The organism is Symbiopectobacterium sp., assembly GCF_051710365.1.
Classification (GTDB): domain Bacteria; phylum Pseudomonadota; class Gammaproteobacteria; order Enterobacterales; family Enterobacteriaceae; genus Symbiopectobacterium.
Genome location: NZ_JBPETA010000380.1, coordinates 1 through 1,046, shown reverse-complemented (window position 1 = coordinate 1,046; position 1,046 = coordinate 1). Strand labels below are relative to the sequence as shown.

The window sequence follows — 1,046 nt, the reverse complement described above, 5'->3', positions numbered from 1 at the left end:
AGGTTACGGATGGTAACGTGGGGAGTACTCATGCTGATTGGTCTGCAAAAAGCAGTAATAAATTCAGAACTTCAGAATACTGTCAAGTCCCGAAAAAAGAAAAATCAGGTGCGGAATGACGGATTGACAGTTTTTTTAATTCAGTATGCAGTGAAGACGACAATACTGAAGTGATATCTTTGGCTGACAGTGATTATTTTCCACCAGCGCCAACGCCAGAAGAACTTGAACTTTCACTGGGTGATTTGTCAGATATTGATGATTTTCCTCCACCGCCAACAGCGGAAGAACTTAGTTTATATCAAGAGGCGTCATCAGAGCCCTATGAGATAGATAGTCTTTACGGTTCAGCGTCAGACGAATCCAGCAGTGATAATGAAGTGTATTTAACAGGCAGAGAAACTGCGAGGCTATTATAAGCAGTAATGTGTTTTTTTGATTTCACACTTTCAGATATGTTAAAGGAAAAATAAAATTTTACATCTATCGGGAGGGAGATTAATGACAAATGCCGGTTCGGAAAGACAAATTCATTTTTTAGGTGAAAAACTAGGATTAGATCTGAAATTAGACGAAAAACAACAGATTTTATTATTAATCGATGGTAAATACCCAGTGTCACTACAACTTGATGATGGGAAGTGGTATTTTTATGGCGTGGTGCGCCATTTGAAAAATGAAGATAATCCATGCACTTTCTATCAAAAAATTCTCATAGAGAATTTTAAAGAATTACGCTCAGGGATAGGGAGTCTGTGCCTAAATGAATCATCTGATATTCTCATGTACGTCGGTGGGGCTGGAGAGACGAATCACAATGCGGATGAGTTGTACGAAAGTTTAAATCAGTATGTGCAGCGTTTGGACAGTTTGCGTGCAGCCTGGAAGTAAGAGCGATTTAGAAAGATCATTCGTCACGCGGCTTTGTTGAATAAATAGATTTTATGCTGGCAGCCAAGTGAAACGACGGATCCTCGCAACGCAAAATCATGCAGTTAGGCCTCATGAGAAAACTGTACACCTAAGATGACAAGCATTTTCTACCA

Annotated in this window: 2 protein-coding genes; both read left to right on the top strand. The window is 39.5% G+C overall.

Going from position 1 to position 1,046, the window contains the following annotated elements:
• Positions 1-179 precede the first annotated feature (179 nt).
• Positions 180-419 carry a hypothetical protein gene (locus ACTBDZ_RS18075; RefSeq protein ID WP_438816304.1) on the top strand — a complete coding sequence of 80 codons (240 nt, stop codon included), beginning with the start codon at positions 180-182 and terminating at the stop codon, positions 417-419.
• An 82-nt stretch (positions 420-501) separates the two neighbouring features.
• Entirely contained in the window at positions 502-891 is a 390-nt protein-coding gene (locus tag ACTBDZ_RS18070; protein ID WP_438816303.1) for a CesT family type III secretion system chaperone, read from the top strand.
• Positions 892-1,046 lie beyond the last annotated feature (155 nt).